The sequence below is a fragment of the Mesorhizobium sp. M7A.F.Ca.CA.002.05.1.1 genome, from assembly GCF_003998335.1.
Taxonomy (GTDB): domain Bacteria; phylum Pseudomonadota; class Alphaproteobacteria; order Rhizobiales; family Rhizobiaceae; genus Mesorhizobium.
In genome coordinates this window covers 1-5793 of record NZ_RZQI01000348.1, presented here as the reverse complement: position 1 = coordinate 5793, position 5793 = coordinate 1, and the positions used below count along the sequence as shown (strand labels likewise).

The window sequence follows — 5793 nt, the reverse complement described above, 5'->3', positions numbered from 1 at the left end:
GCCCTGCCCCATAGAGCGCGTCGATCACGATCGAGCCGAACTCGGCGTCGAAATCAGACAGCGGCCGGGACTTGACCAGGGATTCCGCGGCGGCGAGCGCCGCATCGCTTTCCGGCCTCGGCGCTCCGGATGACCAGATCGTTGTGCCGACGCCGCTGCCGGCCAGGAGGCGTGCGACGACATAGCCATCGCCGCCATTGTTGCCGGGACCGCACAGCACATGGACATGCGGCGCTGCGGGATAACGCTTGAGAATCTCGGCCGCGACCGCTTCGCCCGCGCGCCGCATCAGGCTGATTCCATCGGCCGGACCGGCCGCGATCGTCAGCCGATCAGCCTCGCTCATTTCGGCCGGGGAAAGAAGTTCGTTGCTCATGGATTGCCGATCCGCATGCTATCAAGCATTGTCCAATTTCGATCCTAAGCAAACAAGGGGGAGTTGCCGAGATCTGCAGCCATAACGTCGGCACGAAGGCATTGCGGGCAGAAAATTGCCTGCGGGATAGGCGATATGCCTGATTTTTGTGCGGACGCAGGTGCTGGCGCTGTGTAGGCTCTGGCAGCCCATGCCGCTTCCGGTGCAGCGAATGACGCGAATTTGCATCCCGGTGCGGCGCGGCTTTGAAATCTTATGAGACCGCTTCGAATCCGCTGAATTGGCACAGTTCGTGCTTGATGGAGGCGCAAGCGGGGGGTCACAACCCGTTTTTTTGGCAGTGGAGGCCACTTTTTACATGAAAAAGATCGAAGCGATCATCAAGCCATTCAAGCTGGACGAAGTGAAGGAAGCGCTTCAGGAGGCCGGACTGCAAGGCATAACCGTCACCGAGGCAAAGGGCTTCGGTCGTCAGAAGGGCCATACCGAACTCTACCGCGGCGCCGAATATGTCGTCGATTTCCTGCCCAAGGTGAAGATCGAGGTCGTGCTTGGCGACGACGCGGTCGAAGGCGCCATCGAGGCCATCCGCAAGGCGGCCCAGACGGGCCGCATCGGTGACGGCAAGATCTTCGTCTCCAACATCGAGGAAGTCGTGCGGATCCGCACCGGCGAAACGGGCATGGACGCGGTCTGAACCGACCGCCCCATCCTCCTGAAAACGTCATCATCAAAAAAAGTCATCACACAGGGATACACGACATGACGACAGCCAAAGACATCATGAAGCAGATCAAGGACAACGACGTGAAATTCGTCGACCTGCGCTTCACAGACCCGAAGGGCAAGCTGCAACACGTGACGATGGATGTCATCGAGGTCGAGGAAGACATGTTCGCCGATGGCGTGATGTTCGACGGCTCGTCGATTGCCGGCTGGAAGGCCATCAACGAGTCCGACATGGTGCTGATGCCCGACCCGGAAACGGTTCACATGGATCCGTTCTTCGCCCAGTCAACCATGGTCATCCTGTGCGACATCCTCGATCCGGTTTCGGGTGAATCCTACAACCGCGATCCGCGCGGCACGGCCAAGAAGGCCGAGGCTTACATGAAGGCCGAAGGCATCGGCGACACCATCTTTGTCGGCCCGGAAGCCGAATTTTTCGTCTTCGACGACGTGAAGTACAAGGCCGATCCCTACAACACCGGTTTCAAGCTCGACTCCACGGAACTGCCGTCGAACGACGACACCGACTACGAGACCGGCAATCTCGGCCACCGTCCGCGCGTCAAGGGAGGCTACTTCCCGGTGCCGCCGATCGACAGCGCGCAGGACATGCGCTCGGAAATGCTGACCGTGCTCGCCGAGATGGGCGTGCGCGTCGAAAAGCATCACCATGAGGTGGCGGCGGCGCAGCACGAACTCGGCATCAAGTTCGACGCACTGGTACGCAACGCCGACAAGATGCTGATCTACAAATATGTCGTGCACCAGGTCGCCAATGCCTACGGCAAGACGGCGACCTTCATGCCGAAGCCGATCTTCGGCGACAACGGCTCGGGCATGCACGTCCACATGTCGATCTGGAAGAACGGCAAGCCGACCTTCGCCGGCAATGAATATGCCGGTCTGTCGGAAAGCTGCCTGTTCTTCATCGGCGGCGTCATCAAGCATGCCAAGGCGATCAACGCATTCACCAACCCGCTGACCAATTCCTACAAGCGCCTGGTGCCGGGTTACGAAGCGCCGGTTCTGCTCGCCTATTCGGCGCGCAACCGCTCGGCGTCCTGCCGTATCCCGTTCGGCTCGTCGCCGAAGGCCAAGCGCGTCGAGGTCCGCTTCCCCGATCCGGGCGCGAACCCCTACCTCGCCTTCTCCGCGCTGCTGATGGCCGGCCTCGACGGTATCAAGAACAAGATCCATCCCGGCCAGCCGATGGACAAGGATCTCTACGACCTGCCGCCGAAGGAACTGAAGAAGATCCCGACCGTCTGCGGCTCGCTGCGCGAAGCCCTGCAAAGCCTCGACAAGGACCGCGGCTTCCTGAAAGCCGGCGGCGTCTTCGACGACGACCAGATCGACAGCTACATCGAGCTGAAGATGGCCGAAGTGATGCGCTTCGAAATGACCCCGCATCCGGTCGAATACGATATGTATTACTCTGTCTGAGGCTTCAAGCTCAGACTAAGATACGCCATAATAACCAAGCCCTTGAAAGACTTCCCTCTTTCAAGGGCTTTTTGCTGCGCTCCAATAGGAATTGCCAGCTGACCGGCATGTCTCGCCTGCGCGGCAGCCACGCATGGACAGCCATATTGGTCTTTCGTCTTCGACGATCATACGATGCCTGGATTCTGGACCCACGGTCCATCGGAGCGGCCGGCCTGAGCGCGTCGGTCCGGTGACTTCAATCACTACTCGGCGATGTCCGGTGAAGATCAAGGCGGCCGGTCGGTCGCCAACGTTGGAGCCAGGAGCGAGCGGAGCACTGTCTCAGGCTACAGTGACCGCTCGTCCGGCGCCCACGCCAATGCCGCCGTTCAGAAAACCCCGCCCGTCCGAACAGCATTGCGTGACGTAACCCCAAGGCCTGCGAATACGCATGCCGTAGCGTGATCTGTCAACGCTGCAAGCCGGGCCGCGAATGACCGATTCTGCTGTATGAACAGATGCTTATGGAAGGTCCATTGCCCCAGATAAGGGCTGGAAAAGGCGCTTTTCCGGGCTTTATAGGGAGTGATCGCCGGAGGCTCACATGGCTGCGGCCAGAACTTCCGGGCGATTTGCGACCGCGTGAATTCCCTGACTTTTTCTGGGTATGTTTTACCAGGAATGCCGTCAGCCGGGTAACGGCCAAAAAAGAACCCCGGCGCGAAACGCCGGGGTCATCTTGTCATGCAGTCCGAAACGCTTACGCGGCGGCCGAAACCTGAGCGCTTGCCGGAACCGAGGCGATCGTCTTCAGGATCTGCGAGGCGATCTGGTAGGGGTCGCCCTGCGAGTTCGGACGGCGGTCTTCCAGATAACCCTTGTAGTCGCTCTTGATGAAGGAATGCGGCACGCGGATCGAGGCGCCACGGTCGGCAATGCCATAGCTGAACCGGTTCCACGGCGCGGTCTCGTGCTTGCCGGTCAAACGCTTGTCGTTGTCCGGGCCATAGACGGCGATGTGATCCATCAGGTTCTTGTCGAAGGCCGCCATCAGCGCTTCGAAATAGGCCTTGCCGCCGACTTCGCGCATATAGGCGGTCGAGAAGTTGGCGTGCATGCCAGAGCCATTCCAGTCGGTGTCGCCGAGCGGCTTGCAGTGGTATTCGATGTCGATGCCGTACTTCTCGGTCAGGCGCTGCATGAGGTAGCGGGCCATCCACATCTGGTCGGCGGCTTTCTTGGAGCCCTTGCCGAAAATCTGGAATTCCCACTGGCCCTTGGCAACTTCGGCGTTGATGCCCTCGTGGTTGATGCCGGCGGCGAGGCAGAGGTCGAGATGCTCCTCGACGATCTGGCGCGCGACGGAGCCGACATTGGAATAGCCGACGCCGGTGTAGTACGGACCCTGGGGTGCGGGATAGCCGCTCTCGGGGAAGCCGAGCGGCCGGCCGTCCTTGTAGAAGAAATATTCCTGCTCGAAGCCGAACCAGGCGCCCTCGTCATCGAGGATGGTGGCGCGCTTGTTGGAGGCATGCGGCGTGACGCCATCGGGCATCATGACTTCGCACATGACCAGCACGCCGTTGGTACGGGCGGGATCCGGATAGACCGCAACCGGCTTCAGCACGCAATCGGAGCTGTGCCCTTCGGCCTGCTGGGTCGAGGAACCATCGAAGCCCCACAGCGGCAACTGCTCGAGATCAGGGAATTCGGCGAATTCCTTGATCTGCGTCTTGCCGCGAAGGTTGGGGACCGGGGTATATCCATCGAGCCAGATATACTCGAGCTTGTATTTCGTCATTCTAGCCTCTCGTTGCTTGATCACCGAACACTGAACGGCGTCGACATGCGTCTGCCGTCAGCAGCCGGCCTGCCGCATTCTTAAAATGCAATTCGTGTGCCATTCTTGGTGTGAAGGGTGCGGCAAAATTGACCCGGTATCCACTCGAAGTCGGTGATCCGCCTAAGCGATGCGTTCCGATCAATCACAGTCGTTCTTTGCACAAATAGTGTGCAATTGCTGATCTTTTCATAGGCATATTGCCTAACTTGATTGCAGACCTTATCTTCGGATCAAGTTGAATCGAAAAGGTTCGGCAGAAGAAAGGAACCCGGCAATGGAAATCATTTCCACACGACCGTCGGCCACAATTTTGATGTTCCCGGTGGCAGCGCGCGCCGCTGCCTCAAATTTGAGCGGCAAGGCTAAGTTTGCGGCAGAGCTTGCCTCGCTGCGTGGTGCCCGCGCAGACTTCGGCGACGGCTGGTACCATGAGGCAGCCATCGAGGATGAGACCCGGGGCCGCAAGAGCTGACACAAAGGGCAGCAGCCCTCGCCAACGAATTGGCCTGAAAAGAGAAAGCCCGGCGCGATTGCTCGCGCCGGGCTTTCTTTTGAACACCGGGCCTGCCTACTCCTTGGCGTGCAGGTCGGTGCCGAGCGTATCCTTGACGAAGATCATGCCGATGACCAGCGTTATCGCCGCGATCACCACCGGATACCAAAGGCCATAGTAGATGTCGCCCTTATAGGCGCTGAGCGCGAACACGGTTGCCGGCAGCAGGCCGCCGAACCAGCCATTGCCGATGTGATAGGGCAACGACATGCCGGTGTAGCGAATGCGGGTCGGGAACATCTCGACCAGGATCGCCGCGATCGGCCCATAGACCATGGTCACGAACAGCACCAGGATGAACAGGATGCCGATCGTCATTGGCCAGTTCACTGCTGCAGGATCGGCGAACATGGCGAACGCGCCACCACCCGGAATGTTGTAGACGGTGACTTCGGGTGCGCCCGCCGCCTCGTCGGTGGTCAGCAGCTTGTCCTTGACTGCCTGGTCGATCGGCACCGTCGCCTTCTCACCGGCACGGATGGCAGCGGCATCCAGCTTCAGTTCCGGGTTGGCGGCAACAAACGCATCGAGCTTCTGGTCCGCAACCTTGGCTGCCGCGCGCTTCAGCGGATAGCCGCCGTCCTGCAGCGACATGTTGACGGCCTTGATGAAGGCGGTTTCCTTGGCCTTGGCCTGATCGCCGGCGGCGATGGCGTCATAGGACTCGACCGTCTCGTTGCCGATCTTGACAGATGCGGGTGTGCCGGCGGCGGCCGTCGACACGACGTCATAGGGAACCGAGTTCTTGGTCAGGAACGAGGTCGCGATATCGCAGGATGTCGTGAACTTCGCGGTACCCACCGGATTGAACTGGAACTTGCAATCTCCAGGTGCCGCCGTCACCGTCGCCCGCGTGTTCTGCTGGGC

At 60.0% G+C, this 5793-nt stretch carries 6 protein-coding genes; 3 read left to right on the top strand and 3 right to left on the bottom strand.

All coding sequences use genetic code 11. The annotated features are described in order from the left end of the window. A partial coding sequence (locus EN939_RS18245) for an NAD(P)H-hydrate epimerase (RefSeq protein WP_272483100.1) occupies window positions 1-376 on the bottom strand: 376 nt, incomplete at its 3' end. Window positions 377-734: 358 nt separating this feature from the next. On the opposite strand from EN939_RS18245, the gene EN939_RS18240 reads away from it, so the two are divergent. Then, window positions 735-1073, top strand: coding sequence for a P-II family nitrogen regulator (locus EN939_RS18240; RefSeq protein ID WP_006205430.1), 339 nt, complete (start codon window positions 735-737; stop codon window positions 1071-1073). Between the two features lie 65 nt (window positions 1074-1138). Then, entirely contained in the window at window positions 1139-2548 is a 1410-nt protein-coding gene (gene glnA / locus EN939_RS18235) for a type I glutamate--ammonia ligase (RefSeq protein ID WP_127269124.1), read from the top strand. 742 nt (window positions 2549-3290) lie between these two features. On the opposite strand, the gene EN939_RS18225 is transcribed toward glnA, so the two are convergent. Next, window positions 3291-4331, bottom strand: a complete 1041-nt coding sequence (locus EN939_RS18225; RefSeq protein WP_127260164.1) for a glutamine synthetase beta-grasp domain-containing protein — start codon at window positions 4329-4331, stop codon at window positions 3291-3293. 316 nt (window positions 4332-4647) lie between these two features. Between EN939_RS18225 and EN939_RS18220 the strand changes: the two genes are divergently transcribed. Beyond that, window positions 4648-4845 (top strand): DUF2735 domain-containing protein, encoded by a 198-nt coding sequence (locus EN939_RS18220; protein ID WP_127269123.1) that lies wholly within the window; start codon window positions 4648-4650, stop codon window positions 4843-4845. 96 nt (window positions 4846-4941) lie between these two features. Here EN939_RS18220 and EN939_RS18215 read toward each other — a convergent pair. Beyond that, on the bottom strand, window positions 4942-5793 hold an 852-nt coding region (locus EN939_RS18215; RefSeq protein ID WP_164751058.1), incomplete at its 5' end, for an MFS transporter.